Source organism: Pseudoroseomonas cervicalis ATCC 49957, assembly GCF_000164635.1.
GTDB lineage: Bacteria > Pseudomonadota > Alphaproteobacteria > Acetobacterales > Acetobacteraceae > Pseudoroseomonas > Pseudoroseomonas cervicalis.
Map to the genome: position 1 here is coordinate 1 of NZ_GG770841.1, position 1,601 is coordinate 1,601.

Genomic DNA, 1,601 nt, shown 5'->3' on the forward strand with positions numbered 1-1,601 from the left:
CGGGGGGTGGGCCAGGCGGGCCAGCCCGGCGCGCCGGGGCGGCTGGCGCTGCTGCCGCTGGCGGCGGAGGAACAGGTCTGCCAGGGGCGTGGCCGCGTGCCCAACATCTATGGCCAGCCGATCGACCGCGCCCGGGCGGCGCTGCTGGCCGCCGGCTGGCAACCTATACCGGGCGAGCGCGACCCGGCCCTGCCGGAGGAGCGCGAGAAGACGCTGCTGCGGCGCGGCGTCACCGAGGTGGAAAGCTGCTCCGGCACCGGCTTCGGCTTCTGCAGCTACCGCTATCGCGGCCCGGCCGGGCAGCTCTCGGTGACCAGCGTCGGCGATGGGGAACTGCCCAGCGTGTCGGATTACGCGGTGCGCTGCGGCGCGGGGGGATAGGGGCGCTTCAGCCCGGCAGCACCTCGAAGCCCAGGCAGCCGGCGGCCAGCAGGGCGCGCAGATCGCCGGGCTCGAGCGCGATGCAGCCCTCGGTGGGCGCGTAAGCAGGGCGGGCCAGGTGCAGGAAGATGGCGCTGCCCCGGCCGCGCACCACCGGCTGGTCGTTCCAGCCCAGCACGCCGATGATGTCGTAGACCGCATCCTGCCGCCACAATTCCTCGTGCCGGGCGCTGTGCGGCAGGCGGATGCGGGTGTTGTAGGCGGCGTCGGCCGGGTCGTCGCACCAGCCATCCTCGCGCCCGATCGGCTCGACCGGCACGCCACAGGCCGGCGCGGGGCCGCGATCGGCGCGGTAGAGCACGCGGCGCAGCGGCAGCAGGCCAAGGGGCGTGGCGCCATCGCCCTCCGCCTTGTCGGCGCGCACGCCGCCCTTGCCGAGGGCGCAGCGCCAGACCCGGCCGCGGAACTCCACCAGCCCCTGGGACGGCGCCTCGGGCCGGACGCGGGCGAACTCCATGCTCAGCCCAGCAGATGGCCGAAGCGCTCGGCCTTGGTCTCGAGATACTTGTCGTTCACGCCATTCGCCTCGAAGCGGTGCGCGGCGCGCTCCTGCACGGCGATGCCGCAGGCGGCCAGGCCCGCGACCTTGTCCGGGTTGTTGGTCAGCAGCCGCACCCGCTCGACCCCCAGCGCCCGCAGCATGGTGGCGGCGACCAGGAAGCCGCGCTCATCGGCGCCGTAGCCGAGGGCGCGGTTGGCATCCAGCGTGTCCAGCCCCTGGTCCTGCAGCGTGTAGGCGCGCAGCTTGTTGACCAGGCCGATGCCGCGCCCCTCCTGCGCCAGGTAGAGCAGGATGCCGGCGCCATCCTCGGCCATGCGGCGGATGGCGCCGCGCAGCTGCGGCCCGCAATCGCAGCGCAGGCTGCCCAGCAGGTCGCCGGTGAAGCATTCGGAATGGGCGCGCACCAGCGGTGCGCCGCCCTGCTGCGCCAGCGCCAGCGGGTCGCCCACCAGGATCGCCAGATGCTCGATGCCGCCATCGGCGGCGCGGAAGGCGATGATGCGGGCCTCCGGCGCATCCTCCAGCGGCACGCGGGCCTCGGCCACGCGGGCCAGGCTGGTGGCGGCGCTGGCGGGGTAGGCCAGCACATCGGCCGCCGGGACGCTGAGCAGGCCGAGCCGCTCCGCCGCCCCCTCCGCCGCCGGGGCGGCGACCAAAG

At 75.1% G+C, this 1,601-nt stretch carries 3 protein-coding genes; 1 reads left to right on the forward strand and 2 read right to left on the reverse strand.

The genetic code is table 11. The features are described from left to right. Positions 1 to 381: hypothetical protein (locus tag HMPREF0731_RS19525; protein WP_007005939.1), on the forward strand; the 381-nt coding region annotated here is incomplete at its 5' end. A gap of 7 nt (positions 382 to 388) precedes the next feature. On the opposite strand, the gene HMPREF0731_RS19530 is transcribed toward HMPREF0731_RS19525, so the two are convergent. Further along, positions 389 to 898: a L,D-transpeptidase family protein gene (locus tag HMPREF0731_RS19530; protein WP_007005940.1), complete on the reverse strand. Its 510-nt coding sequence runs from the start codon at positions 896 to 898 to the stop codon at positions 389 to 391. 2 nt (positions 899 to 900) lie between these two features. Next, the coding region (ribA, locus tag HMPREF0731_RS19535) for a GTP cyclohydrolase II (protein WP_051014833.1) at positions 901 to 1,601 on the reverse strand (701 nt) is incomplete at its 5' end.

Bases quoted from the DNA above. Each gene is read 5' to 3' on its own strand.
- HMPREF0731_RS19530 (WP_007005940.1), bottom strand. From the start codon at position 898: ATGGAGTTCGCCCGCGTCCGGCCCGAGGCGCCGTCCCAGGGGCTGGTG.